Genomic DNA, 18,968 nt, shown 5'->3' with positions numbered 1-18,968 from the left:
GCGACTTTGGGACTATCGTTCGCTCCCTTGCTCCGGGGGGATCGATGCGTTTCCTTTTCGTCCTGCTTGCCTTCGTCGTGGCGATGCCCGTCGACGCCGCGAGCATCCTGCTCAGGCCCGATCGGGTCTTCGATGGCGTCGATGCGCGCCCGCATGTGGGCTGGGCGGTCCTCGTCACCGATGGCCGCATCGCCGCCGCCGGGCCGGACGTGAAGGCACCTGCCGATGCCGAGGTCGTCGATCTGCCCGGCATGACGCTCATCCCCGGCCTGATCGAGGGCCATTCGCACCTGCTGCTCCACCCTTATAACGAGACGAGCTGGGACGATCAGGTGCTCCATGAGCCGCTCGCGCTGCGTGTCGCGCGTGCGACCGTCGCCGCGCGGGCCACGCTGATGGCGGGCTTCACCACCACGCGCGATCTCGGCACCGAAGGTGCAGCCTATGCCGATGTCGGGCTGAAGCAGGCGATCGATCAAGGGATCGTGCCGGGGCCGCACATGATCGTCGCGACGCGCGCCCTCGTCGCGACCGGCTCCTACGGCCCCAAGGGCTTCGAGCCCGGCGTCGCCGTGCCGCTCGGGGCGGAGGAAGCCGATGGCCCCGGCCTCGTCGCCGCCGTCCGCCGCCAGATCGGCGGCGGGGCCGATGTCGTGAAGATCTACGCCGATTATCGCTGGCGGCCCGGCGAGGACAGCCGCCCGACCTTCTCGGAGGATGAGCTGCGCGCCGCCATCGCCGCCGCCCATTCGGCGGGGCGCAAGGTTGCGATTCACGCCTATACGGACGAGGCGATCGCGCGCGCGGTCCGCGCGGGCGCCGACACGATCGAGCATGGCGCGGGCGCCTCGGCGGCGACGCTGCGGCTGATACGCGAACGCGGCGTGGGGCTGTGCCCGACGCTCGCGGCTTCCGATGCCGTCGCGCGCTATCGCGGCTGGAACGGCGCCGATCCCGCGCCGCCGGCCGTCGCCGATGCGCGCAGGGGTTTCGCCGCGATGCTCGCCTCGGGCGTCGCCTTGTGCGTCGGCGGCGATGTCGGCGTGTTCGCGCATGGCGAGAATGCGCGCGAGATGGAATTGATGGTCGCGGGCGGGATGCCCGCTCCGCAGGTGCTGATCGCGGCGACCTCGGGCAATGCGAAGCTGTTCGGGATCGAGGGCAGGGCGGGCGCGATCCGCCCCGGCCTCGTCGCCGATCTGGTCGCCGTCACGGGCGATCCGACGCAGGATATCAAGGCGGTTCGCGCCGTCAGGCTGGTGATGAAGGACGGAAAGATCGTGAGGAACGACAGATAATGAAGCGGCTATTGGGTTTGATGCTGGCGGCGGCGGTTGTCGTCCAGCCGGTCGCGGCGCTTGCCGCCGATGCGCAGCCGGCGCGGACGCTCTATACCGGCGCCACGCTGATCGACGGCAATGGTGGCCCCGCGCGTCGCGACATGGCCGTGCTGGTCGAAGGTGAGCGCATCGCCGCCGTGCTGCCCGCGAAGCAGCTTTCCGCCGCCCAGCGCGAGGGTGCATCGGTCGTCGATCTTTCCGGCCGCTATCTCATCCCCGGCCTCATCGACACGCATGTCCATACCGCGACGCCGCCCAATCGCCGGCGTGCCGAGGCGATCCTGCGCCGCGATCTCTATGGCGGCGTCACCGCCGTGCGCGACATGGCCGACGATCTCCGCTCGGTCGCCGAGCTGACCCGCGCCGCGCTGGTCGGCGAGATTGCGTCGCCCGACATCTATTTCGCCGCGCTGATGGCCGGGCCGAGCTTCTTCGACGATCCGCGCACCCACGCCGTCAGCCGCGGCGTGACCGCCGGCAAGGTGCCGTGGATGCAGGCGATCACCGAGCAGACCGACATGCCGATCGCCGTCGCGATCGCGCGCGGAACGGGCGCTTCGGCGATCAAGATCTACGCCAACCTGCCGGGCGATCTCGTCGCGAAGATCGTCGCCGAGGCGCATCGCCAGGGCATCGCGGTGTGGACGCACAGCGCGATATTTCCCGCAACGCCTCAACAGGTTATCGATGCCGCGCCCGATGTGACCAGCCATGTCTGCTACATGGCCTATCAGGTCGCCGATCAGGTTCCCGCCTCCTACCAGCAGCGCGTGCCCGTTCCCTACAGCCGCCTGCAGGGTGAGAACCCCGTGATAACCCAGCTGTTCAGGCAGATGGTCGCGAAGAACATCATCCTCGACGCCACCGGCCGGGTCTATCTGGAATATGAAGCCGGTGCCGCCCGCCCCGGCGCGAAGCCACCGCTGTGCACCGCAGATGTCGCGGCGCGGATGATCGCGCAGGCGTGGAAGCTGGGCGTCCAGATCTCGACCGGAACCGACGGCAACGCCGGTGCCGAGAGCGTCTGGCCCGAGCTTTATGACGAGCTCGATTTCCTCGCCAACCGCGTCCACATGCCCACCGCGCAGGTGATCCGCTCCGCAACGCTCGTCGGCGCGCGCGCGGCGGGGGCGGACAAGGACATGGGCACGATCGAGCCGGGCAAGCTCGCCAACCTCGTCGTCCTCACCGCCGATCCGCTCGCCGATATCCACAACGTCAAAAGCGTCGAGACCGTGGTGAAGCGCGGTCGCGCCTATCCGCGCACCGATTTCAGGCCGCTCGATGCCGCCGAACTGAAGGAAGCCCAATGAACGCCGACCGCCGTACTTTCCTTGCCCTGTCGGCCGCCGCTGCCGCCATGCCCGCGCGCGCGATCGCGCAGACGGTCGATCCGATCCGCGACATGATCGTCATCAATGCGCTCGGCGGGATCGGCGATCCCAATGTGCGCGAGAGTTCGAATATGCTCAGCCCGCGCATCCTGTCGGATATCCGCGCCTCGGGGCTGACCGCGGTCAACATCACGATCGGCTACGTCTTCGGCGACAAGGAGCCTTTCGAGACCAGCGTCCGCGATGTCGCCGACACGCAGGCGCTGCTCCGCCGCTATCCCGACCGGCTCGTCCACGCGCTCACCGCCGCCGACATTCGCCGCGCCAAGGCCGAGGGCAAGCTAGCGCTGATCCTCGGCTTCCAGAACGCCGCGATGATGGGGAAGGACGCCACGCGCGTCGATATCTTCGCCGACCTCGGCGTCCGCGTGATTCAGCTTACCTACAATGGCCCCAACCAGATCGGCGACGGATCGACGGTCGCGGACAATCGCGGCATCACGCCCTTCGGCCGCGAAGTGATCGAGCGGCTCAACGCGAAGCGCGTGATGGTCGATCTCTCGCACAGCGGCCAGCGCACCTGCCTCGAAGCGGCGCAGATATCCAAGGCGCCGATCTCGATCAATCACACCGGCTGCCGCGCCGTCACCGATCTGCCGCGCAACAAGACCGACGAGGAATTGCGTCTGGTGGCGGAGAAGGGCGGCTTCGTCGGCATCTACTTCATGCCTTTCCTCAACCCCACCGGCCATGCCCGCGCGGCCGATGTCGTCGCGCACCTCGAACATGCGGTGAATGTCTGCGGCGAGGATCATGTCGGCATCGGCACCGACGGCTATGTGACCCAGATCGACGATCTGACGGCTTATGAGGCGGTGCTGGCGAAGGAAATCGCCTCGCGCCGCGCCGCCGGGATCAGCGCGCCGGGCGAACGGCCCGACACCTATCCCTTCGTCGTCGATCTGCGCGGCCCCGATCAGTTCCGCAAGCTCGCCGACCTGCTTGCCGCAAAGGGCTGGTCGGCGACGCGGATCGAGAAGATCATGGGCGCCAACTTCATGCGCTACGCGACCGATATCTGGGGTAGCTGAATGATCATCATCGGGCGTGAGGATGTTGCGCGCCATCTCGATTACCCCACCTGCATCGGCCTTGTCCGCGAAGCGATGATCGCCCTGGCGGGTGGGGAGACGCGGCAGTTGCTGCGCAGCATCCTCGATCTCGAGGGCGGCGACGCGTTCGGCGTCATGCCCGGCGCGATGGGCGATGCGGTGGGGGCGAAGCTGATCACCGTCTATCCCGGCAATTTCGCGAAGGGCATCCCGTCGCATCAGGGCGCGATCCTGATCTTCGATCGCGCCAGCGGCGCGCCGGCCGCGCTGATCGAGGCGGGCGAGGTGACGGCGATCCGCACCGCCGCGGCCTCGGCCGCCGCCACCGACGCCATGGCCCGTCCCGATGCCAGCCGCCTCGCCATCCTCGGCTATGGCGAGCAGGCATGGCGGCACGTGCTGGCGATCGCCGAGATCCGCGCGGTCTCCCACGTCGCCATCTGGGGGCGTGACGGCGTCAAAGCGGCGGCGTTGGCCCGGCGGGTCGAGCGCGATCTGGGCATAGCGGCCACGCCTGCGACCGATGTCGCGTCGGCCGTCCGCGACGCCGACATCGTCTGCGCGGTGACGGCGGCGGCCGATCCGATCCTGTTCGCCGATCAGGTGCCGGACGGCGCGCATATCAACGCCGTTGGGTCGAGCCGCGCCGGCGTCGCCGAGATCGACAATGCGCTCGTCGCCCGGTCGCGCTTCGTCGCCGATCACCGCGCCGGCATCATCGCGCAGGGCGGCGAGTTCCTCTTCGCCAAGGCGGCCGGGCTGGTCGACGACGATCATGTCGTGGGCGAGATCGGGCAGGTCTTCGCCGGCACGCTCGCGGGCCGCGAGACGGCGGAGCAGGTCACGGTCTATAAATCGATCGGCAGCGTGGTGCAGGATCTCGCCTGCGCCGCCTGGCTCGCCGCCGCCGCGCGCGACGGGGGCTTCGGTCAGCCCGTCACATTCGATTGAGGTCTCATGCGTCCGATCGCCCAATTCTCCACGATATCCGCGCTGCTGCTAGCATCGGCCGCCCCGGCCGAGACGCCTTATGAAGCGGTCAATCCCTTCATCGGCACGGGCGGCGAGGGGCACACCTTCCCCGGCGCCGTCGCGCCCTTCGGCATGGTCCAGCTGAGCCCGGACACCGATACCGGCCACCAGATCCGCGACAGCTACAAATGGGCCGCCGGCTATCGCTACGACGATCCGACGATCGAAGGGTTCAGCCACACCCATTTCTCGGGCGCGGGTCATTCGGACCTTGCCGATTTCCTGATCATGCCCGTCTCGGGCGATGCCGTGCCGCTCGAACCGGGCGATGCGAAGGTGCCGGGATCGGGCTATCGCTCGCGCTTCTCGCACGACAGCGAAGTCGCGAAGCCGGGCTATTATGCGGTGACGCTCAGCGATCCCGGCGTCCGCGCCGAGATGACGGCGGGCACGCGCATCGGCGTCCACCGTTATGCCTTCCCGCAAGGCAAGGCGGCGCATCTCGTGCTCGATCTGCGCACCTCGCTTTACGATTATCCGGGCAAGATATTGTGGTCGTCGATCCGCGTCCGACCCGACGGCACGATCACCGGCGCACGGCAGACGCGCGGCTGGGCGCCCGACCGCCAGCTTTTCTTCGCGATCCGCTTCTCGGCGCCGCTCGCCGGCCACGCTTTCGAAAATCGCGAGAAGGACGTGATCTACAAGGGCTTCAAGGGCCCCGGGCGCGGGCCCGAGGAACTCGCCGAGCAGCAGGGCAGGGCGATCGTCGCGCGTCTTGATTTCGGCCGCCTCGAAAAGCCGTTGGAAGTGAAGGTCGCGCTTTCCTCGGTCGACGAGGCCGGCGCGATCGCCAATCTCGATGCCGAACCGGGCGATTTCGATATGGTCCGCGCGCAGACCGCCGCCGCGTGGGAAAAGGCGCTCGGCGCGATCGAGATCGATGCGCCCGCGCCCATGCGCACATCGCTTTACACCGCGCTTTATCATGCGCTGCTCGCCCCTTCCGTCGCGGGCGATGCCGACGGGCGGTATCGCGGCCCCGACAATGCGGTGCACCGCGCCGAAGGCTTCACCTTCCGCTCGACCTTCTCGCTCTGGGATACGTTCCGCGCCGAACATCCGCTGCTGACCCTGGTCCAGCCCGAAAGCGTCAACGCCGATTTCGTCCGCTCGCTCGTCGCCGGCGCGAAGGACAGCCCCTTCGGCATCCTCCCCGTCTGGCAATATCAGGGGCGCGAGACCTGGACGATGATCGGCTATCACGCCGTTCCGGTCATCGCCGACGCCTATCTGAAGGGCGTGGCGGGGTTCGACGCCAATGCCGCGCTCGACGCGATGGTCGCCAGCGCCACCTACGCCCCTTATGGCGACCTCGGCGACTATATGAAGCTCGGCTATGTGCCTATCGATCGCGAGCCCGAAGCTGCGTCCAAGACCGTCGAATATGCCTATGACGACTGGACGATCGCGCAGATGGCGCGCCGTCTCGGCCGCCTCGATATCGCAGCCACCTTCGAGAAGCGCGCCGCCTACTGGCGCAACAGCTTCGACGCGAAAACCGGCTTCCTCCGCGCGCGCAAGGCCGACGGCAGCTATCGCACGCCCTTCGATCCCACTGCGATCAACTATGGCAGCGACTATACCGAGGGAAATGCCTGGCAATATAGCTGGTTCGTGCCGCAGGACGTCGCCGGACTGATCGCCGCGATGGGTGGCGACAAGGCGGTGGTCGCCAAGCTCGATCGCATGTTCGACTATGACAATAGCGGTATCGACTACAGCCATGCCGAGGATATCGCCGGGCTGATCGGCCAATATATCCACGGCAACGAGCCCAGCCACCACGTCGCCTATCTCTATGCCTATGCCGGCGCGCCATGGCGCACGCAGGAACGGCTCAAGCAGATCGTCGACAGCCAGTACAAGCCCGCGCCCGATGGCCTCGCGGGCAATGACGATCTCGGCCAGATGTCGGCCTGGCTGGTCTTCGCCGGGCTGGGCTTCTATCCCGTGACGCCGGGCAGCGGCGAATATGTCATCGGCCGCCCCTTCGTCGATCGCGCGACGCTCAACCTGCCGAACGGCAAGCGCTTCACCGTGATCGCCCAGGGCCTGTCGGACGCCAATCGCTACATCGGCAGGGTCACGCTCAACGGCCGTCCGTTCGACCGCGCCTTCATCCGCCACGCCGAAATCATGGCCGGCGGCGAACTGCGCTTCGCCATGCAGGCGACGCCCAACAAAGGATGGGCGACCGCGCCGGCGGCACGGCCCTATGCGATGTCGCGCTACCGTTAGGTTGGGCCGGCAGTTTTCGGGTGGGGAGCCTTGCTGCGTGTCACCTGCCGCGTTCGTCCCGAGCGTAGTCGAGGGACGTCGAGATCGCGCCAAAGTCCCTCGACTACGCTCGGGACGAACATGTGCCTCGGATTCGGGAAGCTGTCCTACAGCGGCCCCGCGATGCTAAGCTCGCGTAGCCCTCGTCCATCCCGCTCTTGCGCAACGCCCGCGCTTACATGTTGAGAACACCCCTCCAGCCTCTCAACTTTGTCAACTTCCGAGGACCGGAATCACGCTTTTCCGCCATTCCCTACAGCAACCATCGTCACGCTGCCTCTCGTCATTGCGAGCGCAGCGAAGCAATCCAGACGACGCCGGTGTGCCCCTGGATTGCTTCGCTGCGCTCGCAATGACGATTTGAATTGGGAATGCAGCCCCGTTTGCAGGGGTGCGAAGCCCGCCCGGGCGCGCTAAGCCTCTGGCGGCCGGATTCTCGGCGGGATCAAAGGGAGACTCATGAAGAACAGCCTCGCACTGCCGTTGGTCGCCGCCGCAGCGATGTCGTCCGCTCCCGCGCTTGCCGCTGCACCGCAGAGCGCCGATGCCGAGATGGCCGCGCTCTACAAGAGCAAGGCGTTCGGCGTCGCGCGCCAGTCGCTCGACAAGGATTATGACCGGATCGTCGGCGAGATCATCACGCTGACCGAAATCCCCGCGCCGCCCTTCAAGGAGCAGGCGCGCGGCAAGGCCTATCTCGAGATGATGCGCGCCGCCGGCCTCCAGGATGTCGAGATGGACGAGGTCGGCAACGTCATGGGGCTGCGCAAGGGCGTAGGCGACGGTCCGCTGCTCGTCGTCGCGGCGCACCTCGATACGGTTTTCCCCGAAGGCACCCCGGTCAAGGTCCGCCGCGAGGGCGACCGACTCTACGCGCCGGGCGTCGGCGACGATACGTGCAGCCTGCCCGTGCTGCTCGCCTTCGCGCGCGCGCTCGACGCCGCCGGGATCAGGACGAAGGGCGATATCCTCTTCGTCGGCGACGTGGGTGAGGAAGGGCCGGGCAATCTGCGCGGCATGCGTCACCTTTTCACGCAAGGAAAATATAAGGGCCGCATCGCCCAGTTCATCTCGGTCGAGCCCGGCCGCGACGGCATCACTACCGGCGGCGTCGGGTCGCTGCGCTACAAGGTGCGCTTCATGGGGCCGGGCGGGCACAGCTACGGCGCGTTCGGGCTGGTCAATCCCGCCTATGCGATGGGCAACGCCATGGTCGCCTTCGCGAAAATGCCCGTGCCCGAGACGCCCAAGACCACCTTCAATATCGGCGTGGTCGAGGGCGGCACCTCGGTCAATTCGATTCCCTTCGAAACCGACATGACCGTCGACATGCGCTCCGAAAGCGCCGAGGCGCTCGCCAGATCGGATGCCTATCTGAAGGCTCTGCTCCCGGGCGCGGTCGATGCCGAGAATGCGGCGCGCTCCACCGCCAAGGGCAAGATCGGCTACAAGATGGACCTGCTGGGCGATCGCCCCGTCGGCCACACCTCGGCAGATGCGCCGCTGGTGAAGGTCGCGGTCGCGGCGCTCAAGGCGGGCGGCGGCAAGGCCGGTTTCGAAAGCGGTTCGACGGATTCGAACCTGCCGATGAGCCTCGGCATCCCGGCGATCACCATCGGATCGGGTTTCGAAAGCGAGCGATCGCACGCACTCGATGAATCGCTGATTCTCGATCGGCCGGGCACGGTGCGCTACATGGCGATCGATCTGGCGACGATCATCGCCGCCGCCGGCCTGGCGAAATAGGGGATCTGATGTCGAACAAGGCGAAGCGGCGCGGTGCGGCAGCGACGGGGGCGGTGGTCAATGACGACCTCCGCCGCCGCATCGCCGAGGCGCTTCTCTTCGGCGAGGAGCCCGATCGCGTCGCGCAGCGCGTGGCGGGGCAGGGCGTTCCCTTCGCGCTCGCGACGCAGGAAGTCGATCGTGCGCAGGCCAGCCCCTATTTCCGCGCGTCGCAGCGGCTGGCCGCGCGCCTCGCCAAGCGCGACTGGCTGCTCGACAATTATACGCGCCTTGCCGCTGCCGAACCCGGCTGGCGTGGCGTCCCGCGTCGCGACCGGCTCGATCCGGAGAGCTTCTTCGCTGATCATTACAGCACCAATCGTCCGGTGCTGATCGGCGGCCTGATCGATGCATGGCCGGCGACGAAGCTCTGGACGCTCGACTATCTGGAGCGCTTCGCCGACGCGGGCGTCGATGTGCAATGGGGGCGTGAGAGCGACGCGGGCTATGAGCTCAACAAGGGCGCGCATACCCACACCATGCCCTTCGGCCGCGTGATCGAAAGGCTCCGCGACCCGGAGCCGACCAACGATTTCTACATGACGGCGAACAATGATAGCCGTAACCGCCGCGCGCTTGCTCCGCTCTGGCAGGATATCGCGCCGATCCCCGGCTATCTCAATCCCGATCCTCAGGCGGGTTTCCTGTGGATCGGCCCGAGGGGCACGATCACGCCTTTCCACCACGATCTCACTAACAATCTGCTGATCCAGATCGTTGGTCGCAAGCGCGTGCGGATGGTCGCCGCGCACGATACGCCGCTGATGAAGAACAGCCGCCATTGCTTCAGCGACTGGGGGAGCGAACTCGTGCCCGGCCCGGCGGCGCCCGGCCGCCCCGAGGTCATCGAGTGCATAATGGAGCCGGGCGATGCGCTCTTCATCCCGATCGGCTGGTGGCATCATGTCGAAGGGCTCGACCAGACGATCAGCATGAGCTTCACCAACTTCGCCCGCGCCAACGACCATTACAGCAATTATAGCAGCTGGGAGGCGATCTAGCCGCCTCGCTTCGCCGGAAGCGACGCCCAGTCCGGCATCGTCATTGCGAGCGGAGCGAAGCAATCCAGGAGTGCTCGGCGTCTGGCTGGATTGCTTCGCTGCGCTCGCAATGACGGGAGGCCCAATCGCCGGGCCACCACGATCGGGGTTGGAAGGTCCAGCTTAGCCGGCGCCCACCGCCGGGCACTGCTTGTAGCCCGGTCCGTGCACCGCGCGGCCGGGCTTGGCGCCGGTCGGCACGCCGTCCTTCAGCGCCTGCACGCCGTTGATGAACACGTCGCGCACGCCCGTCGCATAGACTTGCGGCTTCTCGAAGGTCGCATGGTCGGCGATCGTCTTCGGGTCGAACAGCACGACGTCGGCATAATTGCCCGGCTTCAGCGATCCGCGGTCGGCGATCCCGATATTGGCCGCGGGCATCGCGGAGAGGCGACGCACCGCATCGGCCAGCGACGTGCGCTGCTCGTCGCGCACATAACGGCCAAGCACGCGCGCGAAATTGCCGTACGCGCGCGGGTGCGTCGACGATTTGAGGAACACCCCCTCGGGCGCCTGCGCCTCGGCATCCGACCCGAAGCTCATCCAGGGCAGCGCGACCTGCTTACGGACATTGTCCTCGGACATGAGAAAATAGATGGTGTCGACGCGGCTGCCGTCCTCGATGACCAGATCGATCGCGGTTTCCTCGGGCGATTTGCCGCGCATCCTGGCGACCTCGGCCAGCGTCTTGCCGGTCAGCGGCTTCAGTACCGGATTCTTGAAGCCGGTGAACAGCATCCCTTCGGGCCCCGCGCCGTAGAAGAGATTCTCCCAGCCCTTGCCGGGCGCCTTCATCTCGGTGGCGACCTTGGCGCGCGTCGCGGGATCCTTCAGCCGCTCGATCCACGCCTCGAGCCCGCCGGACTGCACCCATGTCGGCATCGAGGCGTCGAGGCCCGTCGCGCCCGCAGTATAGGTGTACATGTTGGCGCTGATCTTCATGCCGGCGGCGCGCGCGGCGTTCACGCGTGCGATAGCGGCGTCATATTTCCCCCAATTCTCCTTCCCCGCCATCTTGAGGTGATAGATTTGCGCGGGGGCGCCCGACTGGCGCGAAATATCGATGAGTTCGTCGATTGACTCGATCAGCCGATCGCCTTCGGATCGCATATGGCTGATATAGCTGCCCCCGCATCCCGCCGCCGCCTTGGCGAGCGCGACGAGCTCGCCGGTCTCCGCGTAGGTGCCGGGCGCGTAGATCAGCGCGCTGCCCACGCCCATCGCGCCCTCGTCCATCGCCTGGCGCACCAGCCCCTGCATCTGGACGAGCTGGGCCGGGCTGGCATCGACATCGCCTTCGCCAAGCACGTTGACGCGCACGGTGGTTGCCCCGACGAAGCTGGCGATGTTCGGCGCGATGCCCTGCTTCTCCATGAAATTCAGATAATCGCCTAGCGTCGACCAGCCGATCTTGTACTGGAAATCGCCCTGGCGCGTTTCGAGCACGCTCTTCATCTGGGGGGTGAGCGGCCCCATCGACCAGCCTTCGCCCATCACTTCCAGCGTGATGCCTTGCCTGAGGTCGCTCTGCCCCAGACCGTCGACCATCAGCGATTCGGTCGCCCAGCTCAGCATGTTGATGAAGCCCGGGGCGACCGCGAGGCCTTTGGCGTCGACGGTCTTCGCCGCGCTGCCCTTCACCGTGCCGACTGCGGCGATCCTGTCGCCCTTGATCGCGACGTCGCCGACATAGGGCGCACCGCCCGATCCGTCATAAATGGTTCCACCCTTGATGATCACGTCATAAACGGGTGGCGGGGCGGCCCCGACGAGCAGCGCGGCAGCAAGCGAGAGGGCAAAATATTTCATGACGCACCCCTTATTTTCCATAATGAAAAACGAGGCATAGCGTGCCTTGGCGCGATCGCCAATCGGCATGGTGAGGGAGATCGGATAAATGAAAGGGCTGGTGCTCCACGAATATGCCGCGTCGGGCAATTGCTACAAGATCCGGCTTACCGCCGCCTTGCTCGGGCTCGCGCTCGAGCGCCGCGACTATGACATTTTGAAAGGCGAGACGCGCACCGGCGCCTTTCTGGCATCGGTCAATGCCAATGGCCGCATCCCGGTGCTGCAGATCGGCGATGCCTTCCTGCCCGAAAGCAACGCTGCCTGCTTCTATCTGGCCGATGGCAGCGCCCTCATCCCCGACGATCGCTTCGACCGCGCGGACATGCTGCGCTGGATGTTCTTCGAACAGTATAATCACGAGCCCAATATCGCGACCTTACGCTTCTGGATCGCCTTCGTCGGCCTCGACGCGTTGAGCGATATCCAGCGTGCGCAGATCGCGGCGAAGCGCGCGGCGGGCGAGGCTGCGCTGGATGTCATGGAAAAGCATCTGGCCGGGCGGCGCTTCTTCGTCGGGGATGCGCTCAGCCTCGCGGATATCGCGCTCTATGCCTACACCCATTTGGCGGGTGAGGGCGGGTTCGATCTTGCAGCTTATCCCGCCGTCGGCCGCTGGCTCACCACGGTCGCGGCCAGCCCCGGATATGTCGCGATCGACGCCTGACTGTCGCAAAAGCGTCATCCCGATCGCGTCCGCCTGTAACAAGAATAGGTCATAGGCTCCGGGCGTCAGAAACGTCCGACGGGGTACGCATGGACGCCTTTACACGCATCGCCGGCGACGGCGATCTGGCTGAGTTCACGGCCGACACGCCGCACCATCCCGAGCCGATGGGCATCGAGCGCCGCCGCTATCGCACGATCTGGATTTCGGACATCCATCTGGGTACGCGCGGGTGCAACGCCCAGATGCTGATTGACTTCCTCGACCGCACCGACAGCGAGACCATGTATCTGGTCGGCGACATCATCGACGGCTGGCGGATGCGCAAGAAATTCTACTGGCCGGCGGCGCACAACGACGTCGTCTGGCGCATCCTCAAGCGTGCGAGGCGCGGCACGCGCGTCATCTACATTCCCGGCAACCATGACGAGATGTTCCGCCAGTTCACGGGGATGAGCTTCGGGCCGATCGAGATCCGCCGCAAGGCGATCCACGAGACCGCGGACGGCCGCAAGCTGCTCGTCCTCCACGGCGACGAGTTCGACACGATCATGCTCGCGCATCGCTGGCTCGCCTTCGTCGGCGACGCTGCCTACGAACTGATGATGAAGCTCAACATCGTGGTGAACCGCGTGCGCCAGGCGCTTGGGCTGCCATATTGGTCGCTCAGCAAGCACGCCAAGCACAAGGTCAAGAACGCCGTCGAGTTCATCGGCCGTTTCGAGGAAGTGGTGGCGCATGAGGCCGGGACGCGCGGCGTCGACGGCGTCGTCTGCGGCCATATCCACACTGCCGAGATCAGGGATATCGCCGGGGTCGCCTATTATAATGACGGCGACTGGGTCGAGGGCTGCACCGCGCTTGTCGAGCATTTCGACGGCCGGATGGAAGTGCTCCACTGGGCCGACGAGATCGCCGCGCGAGAGCGCGCCGAAGGCGCGCGGATCGTGAAGCTCGCCGCGTGAGGATCGCGCTCGTCACCGACGCCTGGAGCCCGCAGGTCAACGGCGTCGTCCGCACGCTCCAGTCGGTCCGGGCCGAGCTGGAGCGGCAGGGGCATGAGGTGAAGGTCATTTCGCCCGACCTGTTCATCTCGCTGCCGTGCCCGACCTATCCGGAGATCAGGCTGGCGATGACGCGCACCGACACGGTGGGCGCGATGATCGCCGATTTCGATCCCGATGCGATCCATCTGGCGACCGAAGGGCCGCTCTGTGTCGCCGCACGGCGCTGGTGCCTTCGGCAGGGCTATCCCTTCACCACCGCCTATCACACCCAGTTTCCCGATTATGTCGCGAAGCGCACCGGCGTGCCGGCCGAATGGGTGTGGCGCTATATCCAGTGGTTCCACTGGCCCGCGAGCGCGATCCTCGCCTCCACCCCGTCGATCCGCGCGACGCTCAGCGATCATGGCCTGACCCGGCTGAAGCATTGGGGCAGGGGCGTCGATCTCGATTGCTTCGGGCCGGGCGTGCCGCCGCATCCCGCCTATGCGGATGTCGAAGGGCCGATCCTGCTTTACGTCGGCAGGGTCGCGGTCGAGAAGAATATCGAGGCATTTCTTGCCGCTGATGCGCCGGGCGTGAAGTTCGTGGTCGGTGACGGCCCGGCACGCGCCGAGCTTGAGGCGCGTTATCCCGAGGCGCGCTTCCTCGGCATGCTTTCGGGGCGCGATCTGGCCGGCGCCTATGCCGGTGCCGACGCATTCGTCTTCCCCAGCCGCACCGACACCTTCGGTCTGGTGATGATCGAGGCCATGGCCTGCGGCACGCCCGTCGCCGCCTATCCGGTCACAGGCCCCATCGATATCCTGACCCCTGAAACCGGGGTGATGGACGAGGATCTCTCGGTGGCGATCCGCGCTGCGCTCGGCCTCGACCGCGCGGTCTGCGCGGCGCGCGGGGCGGACTTCACTTGGGCGGAAAGCGCCCGCCAGTTCCTCGACGCGCTCGAACCGATCCGGACGGCCGTACCGCTCGCGGCCTGAGCCGCGCGGCGCGTTCCTCCCGGCTTTTGCGGATCACCAGAAGCAGCGCGATCGTACAGAGCGCGAAGGTGATCAGGAAGGCGATGAGCGGATCGAGCGGCATAGCTTGTCCCGGTACGGATAATCCTGAAGCAGTATTGGCGACTGCCAGGGTCCGGACATAATCCCCTGATGCGTTGATTCTCGAGAAGGGCGGGGCGCCATTCGCATATTATCCGCATATGGACGGTGGTTTCGCACGCGGCTGTTCACCGTGCCGATCCTGCTTTGCTCCGCGGTCCCGGCATTGGCGGCTGGCGGCGGCGACGTCGTCGACGATTCCGCGCCCGAGACGCCGGGCATGTGCCATCTCGAAAGCTGGGGCACGCTGGCGCGCGGCGGACAGCGCCAGATCACGATCGCGCCCGCCTGCACGCGCAAGGCCATGCCCGATCTCGAGATTGGCGGCTTCATGACCCGCGCCTGGGGCAATGGCGCGCCGACTTCGACCGAAATCGGCATCGCCCCCAAGCTCAACCTGCGGCCGGAAAGTTTGGGTGTCGGCATCGGGCTGGAGGGCACGGCGGGAATCGGCATCGAAAGCGGCCGCCTCGAAAGCGCCTCGGTCACGGTTCCGGTGACGGTGCCCGCGACCGATTGGGCGCGGCTCAACTTCAATCTCGGCTGGCAATGGAGTCGCGGCGCGCGCGGGCATCGTCTGTTCGCCGGTGCGCAGGCCGAGCTGACGCTGGCGCCGCGCTGGCAGCTGATCGTCGAGGGCTTCGGCCATGACGACGGCAAGCCGGGCGGGCAGGCCGATCTGCGCTGGAACAGCCCCAAGGGCGGGGTCAGCCTCGATCTGATGGCAGGCAAGCGCGTGCTTGGCCGGGAATCTCTGGCTGTCACTCTTGGCGTCACGCTGCGCGGATAACGGGCCATGACGGGCGCGAATAAAGGATAATGGCGGGCGAGGAAGCGCAAATGCTTGCCCTTGCCCGCCATCGCGACTAGATCATGCCGCAATGGTTCGGCCGCTCCGTGAGGGGCGGCCCTTATTTTGTCCTGAGGATTCCGCCCCGTGGCCCAGCCGCTCATGCCCCATGCGACCGCTTCCTGGCTGGTCGATAACACCGCGCTCAGCTTTGAGCAGATCGCCGATTTCTGCGGCCTTCACATCCTCGAGGTGCAGGCGATCGCCGACGATACCGCCGCCACGAAGCTCACCGGCCGCGATCCCGTTCGCGCACACGAGCTGACGATGGAGGAGATCGAAAAGGGTCAGAAGGATCCGAACTACCGGATGAAGATGACCAAGGGGCCGGAACAGGTTCGCCGGACCAAGGGGCCGCGCTACACGCCGGTATCGAAGCGTCAGGACAAGCCCGATGGCATCGCCTGGATCATCCGCAACCACCCCGAAGTGTCGGACGGCCAGATCAGCAAGCTGATCGGCACCACGCGCACGACGATCGCCGCGATCCGCGACCGCACGCACTGGAATATCGCCAATATCACGCCGAAGGATCCGGTGACGCTGGGCCTGAGCTCGCAGCGCGAACTCGACGCCATCGTCGCCAAGGCCGCGAAGGCTGCGGGTATCGAGGCGCCGGTTGACGAGCGTCTGGCGGGCGACCGCGAGGCGCTGATCGAGCAACTCCGCGCCGAGCGCGAAGCCGCAGCGCGTGGCGTCGAGGAAGTCGAGACGTCGAGTTCGTCGCTGCTGCCCCCGGGCGTCGTCGATCCCTTCAAGCGCTGATCGCGTGGCGACGGACGCCCGTCGCCAGCCGGACGAAGGGCTGGTCTATCCCTTCGGACGCGAAGGCCCGGCGACTGGCAAACTGATTCCGGTCGCCGATGGCGTGGGCTGGGCACGGCTGCCGGTGCCGGGCTCGCTGCGCCACATCAATGTCTGGGCGCTCGATGATGGCGACGGTGTCGCCCTCGTCGATACCGGGCTCGACATCGCCCAGTGCCGTGACGCATGGGACGCGCTGTTCGCCGGCGGGCTAGCCGGACGTCACGTGACGCGCGTCATCGTCACTCATTTTCATCCCGACCATGTCGGTCTTGCGGGCTGGCTCTGCCGTCGCTTCGATGTGCCGCTGTGGATGAACCGCACCGAATATCTGCTCGCGCGTCTCGCCATCGCCGATCAGCGTCCCGAGCCACCTCCCGAGCAGGTCGCGCAGCGCGTCGCGGCGGGCTGGAGCGAGGCGCAGGTCGATGCCGAGCGTGGCATGGGCTGGGGGCGTTTCGCGCAGATCGCCGCGCCGCTTCCCATCGGACATATCGCATTCGCCGAGGGCGACGAACTGACGATCGGCGCGCGTCGCTGGCGGGTGATGGCGGGAGCGGGCCACACGCCTGAGCACTGCGCGCTTGTCGATGTCGAGGGCGGGCTGATGATTGCCGGAGACCAGCTCCTGCCGCGGATCAGCAGCAACATCTCGCTTGGCGCGATGGAGCCCGAGGCGGATCCGCTGGCTGACTGGCTTGCTTCGCTCGCGCGCTTCCGGCGGGATCTAGATCCCGCCATTCTGGTCCTGCCAGCGCATGGCGAGCCCTTTACTGGCGCGCATGTTCGCCTTGCCGCTCTCGTCGAAGGCCATGCCGACCGGCTCGATGCGCTTGAACTGCTGCTGCGCGAGGCGCCGCGCCGGGCGGTCGATTGCTTCGTCACGCTCTTCGGCCGCGAGATCGACGATTCGGTCATCGGGCTCGCGACGGGTGAGGCGCTTGCCCATCTCCGCTGGCTGGAGCGCGCCGGCCGCGCGCGCCGCGACGTGCGCGACGACGTCTGGTGGTTCAGCGCCTGACGAGGCGATTGCCGAGACCGCTCAACGCACTTACACCCGTGTGAATGAGCGATCTCGAACAGGTCTGGCGTCAGGCGTATCAGCACCCCACAGCATGGGATCAGGATTTTCCGCCCATGTCCCTTCCCGACATGTTCTTTGCCAGCGTCGCACGGCGCGGGCCGGCGCCGATGCTCGATTTTCTCGGGCGGCGCTATAGCTATGACCAGGTAGCGGACGGCGTCCGCCGCGTCGGCAAGGGGTTGCGCGATCTCGGCATCGCACCGGGCGATCGCGTCGGCCTCTTCCTCCCGAACGTGCCGCATTATGTCGCGGCCTATTATGGCGCGCTGTCGATCGGCGCGACGGTCGTGAATTTCTCGCCGCTTTATACCGCGGCCGAGCTTGCCGATCAGGTCGCGGACTCAGGCACGCGGCTGATCTTCACTGTATCCGCCACGGCGCTGCTGCCGACGGCGATCAAGGTGCTTGAGAACAGCGCGCTCGAACGGCTGGTGGTCGGCTCCGTCGCCGGCGTCCTGCCACCAGCCAAGTCGGTTCTCTATCGCCTGTTCCGTTCGCGCGAGGTCGCCCATCGGCCGCATGATCCGCGCATCACCGCTTTCTCAGCGCTGATCGACAATGACGGATCGGGCGATTCCGCGCCCATCGATCCGGACAAGGATATCGCGCTCATCCAATATACCGGCGGCACCACGGGCTGGCCCAAGGGAGCGATGCTCAGCCACCAGAACCTCACCGCTAATGCGCGGCAGGTGCAGGCGATCGATCCGCAGCCCGATGCGGAAGACCGGATCATGGGAGTGCTGCCCTTCTTCCACGTGTTCGCAAATACCTGCGTGCTCAACCGCACGGTGCTGCGGGGCGGCGAGATCGTGATGCTGCCGCGTTTCGACGCAGCGCAGACGCTGGCGGCGATAGCGCGCGCAAAATGCACGGCGCTTCCCGGCGTGCCGACCATGTATCAGGCGTTGCTCGATCACCCAAAGATCGCCGGAGCCGATCTGTCTTCGCTGCGCGCCTGCATCTCGGGCGGTGCGCCGATGCCGGCCGAGCTGAAAGCGCGTTTCGAGGAGCGCACGGGCGCCAGCGTCGTCGAGGGCTATGGCCTCACCGAAAGCTCGGGTGTGGTTTCGACAAATCCCTATGAAGCGCTCAACAAGGACGGGACGATCGGCCAGCCCATCCCCGGCACGCATGTCCGTCTCGTCGACAAGGAGGATCCGACCAAGGCCGTGGCCGATGGCGAGCCGGGCGAACTCGTCATCAAGGGGCCGCAGGTGATGAAGGGCTATTGGAAGCGTCCACAGGAAGACGCTGCGGTTTTTGTCGATGGCTGGCTGCGCACGGGCGATGTCGCGGCGATCGATGCAGACGGCTACATCAAGATCGTCGATCGCGTGAAGGACATGATCGCAGTCGGCGGCTTCAAGGTCTTTCCGAGCCAGATCGAGGCGGTGCTTTATCGCAACCCCGCGATCAAGGAGGCGCTCGTCATCGGCGTACCCGATTCCTATCATGGCGAGATGCCCAAGGCTTTCGTCACACTGGCCGAGGGCGTGGAAGCAACGGGCGGCGAGCTCAAGACCTGGCTCAACCCGCAGCTCGGCAAGCATGAGCGCGTCGTCGCGGTCGAGATTCGCGATGCGCTGCCCAAGACGATGATCGGAAAGCTCAGCCGCAAGGAATTGCAGCAGGAAGAGCGCGACCGCGCGGCGGGGAAGGGCGGGGCATCGACAGCCGCTTGA

The 18,968-nt window shown here is 66.5% G+C and carries 15 protein-coding genes; 14 read left to right on the top strand and 1 reads right to left on the bottom strand.

Annotated elements, in window-relative coordinates; translation table 11 throughout:
* The first annotated feature begins 44 nt into the window (after window positions 1-44).
* From AC3WT0_RS03105 to AC3WT0_RS03075, 7 genes are all read left to right on the top strand, one after another.
* Window positions 45-1,298, top strand: coding sequence for a metal-dependent hydrolase family protein (locus tag AC3WT0_RS03105; protein WP_492751390.1), 1,254 nt, complete (start codon window positions 45-47; stop codon window positions 1,296-1,298).
* The gene (locus tag AC3WT0_RS03100) at window positions 1,298-2,653 is read left to right on the top strand and encodes an amidohydrolase family protein (protein WP_492751389.1); all 1,356 of its coding nucleotides are present in this window, start codon (window positions 1,298-1,300) and stop codon (window positions 2,651-2,653) included. The genes AC3WT0_RS03105 and AC3WT0_RS03100 overlap by 1 nt, the downstream gene beginning before the upstream one ends.
* On the top strand, window positions 2,650-3,765 hold the full coding sequence (locus AC3WT0_RS03095) for a dipeptidase (protein WP_492751388.1): 1,116 nt from the start codon (window positions 2,650-2,652) through the stop codon (window positions 3,763-3,765). The genes AC3WT0_RS03100 and AC3WT0_RS03095 overlap by 4 nt, the downstream gene beginning before the upstream one ends.
* The gene (locus tag AC3WT0_RS03090) at window positions 3,766-4,737 is read left to right on the top strand and encodes an ornithine cyclodeaminase family protein (protein ID WP_492751387.1); all 972 of its coding nucleotides are present in this window, start codon (window positions 3,766-3,768) and stop codon (window positions 4,735-4,737) included.
* A gap of 6 nt (window positions 4,738-4,743) precedes the next feature.
* Entirely contained in the window at window positions 4,744-7,059 is a 2,316-nt protein-coding gene (locus tag AC3WT0_RS03085; RefSeq protein WP_492751386.1) for a GH92 family glycosyl hydrolase, read from the top strand.
* Between the two features lie 498 nt (window positions 7,060-7,557).
* The gene (locus AC3WT0_RS03080) at window positions 7,558-8,844 is read left to right on the top strand and encodes a M20/M25/M40 family metallo-hydrolase (protein ID WP_492751385.1); all 1,287 of its coding nucleotides are present in this window, start codon (window positions 7,558-7,560) and stop codon (window positions 8,842-8,844) included.
* A gap of 8 nt (window positions 8,845-8,852) precedes the next feature.
* Window positions 8,853-9,884, top strand: a complete 1,032-nt coding sequence (locus AC3WT0_RS03075; RefSeq protein WP_492751383.1) for a cupin-like domain-containing protein — start codon at window positions 8,853-8,855, stop codon at window positions 9,882-9,884.
* Between the two features lie 162 nt (window positions 9,885-10,046).
* Here the strand turns inward: AC3WT0_RS03075 and AC3WT0_RS03070 are convergent, their stop codons facing one another.
* Window positions 10,047-11,732 (bottom strand): N-acyl-D-amino-acid deacylase family protein, encoded by a 1,686-nt coding sequence (locus AC3WT0_RS03070; protein ID WP_492751382.1) that lies wholly within the window; start codon window positions 11,730-11,732, stop codon window positions 10,047-10,049.
* Window positions 11,733-11,820: 88 nt separating this feature from the next.
* Here AC3WT0_RS03070 and AC3WT0_RS03065 point away from each other — a divergent pair, with 88 nt between their 5' ends.
* The 7 genes from AC3WT0_RS03065 (at window position 11,821) to AC3WT0_RS03035 (ending at window position 18,968) form a co-directional block, all read left to right on the top strand.
* Window positions 11,821-12,438 carry a glutathione S-transferase family protein gene (locus tag AC3WT0_RS03065; protein WP_492751381.1) on the top strand — a complete coding sequence of 206 codons (618 nt, stop codon included), beginning with the start codon at window positions 11,821-11,823 and terminating at the stop codon, window positions 12,436-12,438.
* A gap of 89 nt (window positions 12,439-12,527) precedes the next feature.
* A complete protein-coding gene (locus AC3WT0_RS03060; protein WP_492751379.1) occupies window positions 12,528-13,403 on the top strand; it encodes a UDP-2,3-diacylglucosamine diphosphatase in 876 nt (291 codons plus the stop codon).
* Window positions 13,400-14,425 carry a glycosyltransferase family 4 protein gene (locus AC3WT0_RS03055; protein ID WP_492751377.1) on the top strand — a complete coding sequence of 342 codons (1,026 nt, stop codon included), beginning with the start codon at window positions 13,400-13,402 and terminating at the stop codon, window positions 14,423-14,425. Before AC3WT0_RS03060 ends, AC3WT0_RS03055 begins: the two co-directional genes overlap by 4 nt.
* Before the next feature lie 253 nt (window positions 14,426-14,678).
* The gene (locus tag AC3WT0_RS03050; RefSeq protein ID WP_492751375.1) at window positions 14,679-15,335 is read left to right on the top strand and encodes a PA4824 family protein; all 657 of its coding nucleotides are present in this window, start codon (window positions 14,679-14,681) and stop codon (window positions 15,333-15,335) included.
* 147 nt (window positions 15,336-15,482) lie between these two features.
* Entirely contained in the window at window positions 15,483-16,160 is a 678-nt protein-coding gene (locus AC3WT0_RS03045) for a DUF1013 domain-containing protein (RefSeq protein ID WP_492751373.1), read from the top strand.
* Window positions 16,161-16,164: 4 nt separating this feature from the next.
* Window positions 16,165-17,220, top strand: a complete 1,056-nt coding sequence (locus AC3WT0_RS03040) for an MBL fold metallo-hydrolase (protein ID WP_492751372.1) — start codon at window positions 16,165-16,167, stop codon at window positions 17,218-17,220.
* A 44-nt stretch (window positions 17,221-17,264) separates the two neighbouring features.
* Window positions 17,265-18,968, top strand: a complete 1,704-nt coding sequence (locus tag AC3WT0_RS03035; RefSeq protein ID WP_492751370.1) for a long-chain-fatty-acid--CoA ligase — start codon at window positions 17,265-17,267, stop codon at window positions 18,966-18,968.

Source organism: Sphingomonas sp. EU05-FHT14C10, assembly GCF_058790595.1.
Note: the sequence above shows the minus strand (reverse complement) of the source record. Positions and strands in the feature narration are given on the sequence as shown.